1 protein-coding gene is annotated in these 442 nt (G+C 73.3%); it reads right to left on the bottom strand.

The genetic code is table 11. The features are described 5' to 3' along the window. Window positions 1-18: 18 nt before the first annotated feature. On the bottom strand, window positions 19-442 hold a 424-nt coding region (locus DBR36_RS18535; protein ID WP_258222871.1), incomplete at its 5' end, for an ABC transporter ATP-binding protein.

Here is a 442-nt window from a genome sequence, read left to right on the forward strand (position 1 = left end):
GGGTGGGGGTCGAGGTGCTCACTGAATGACCTCCTTGAAGATCTCGGCCAGGGTCGGACGCTGGGGGGCGAAGCTGGCGACGTCGCCGCGCTCGACGGCGCCGCGCAGCACGCGCTGGGCGGTGGTGTCGTCGGCGGCGTCGAAGAGGGCGTAACCGCCGTCGAAATCGAGCACGTTCACGCCGGGCTCGTCGCGCAGCCAGCCCGCGTCGGCGCGCGACACGAGCTCGTAGCGGTGGGTGGCGTGCTGGGCGCGCAGTTCGTCGCGGGTGCCCGCGGCGCGGACCGTGCCGCCCGCGATGATCACCAGGTCGTCGCACAGGCGCTCGACGACGTCGAGCTGGTGCGACGAGAACAGCACGGCGGCTCCCCGCGCCGCCTTCTCTTGCAGGACGCCGGCGACGACGTCGACCGCGAGCGGGTCGAGGCCCGAGAACGGCTCG

The organism is Microbacterium sp. HMWF026 (genome assembly GCF_003061325.1).
Lineage (GTDB): Bacteria > Actinomycetota > Actinomycetes > Actinomycetales > Microbacteriaceae > Microbacterium > Microbacterium testaceum_E.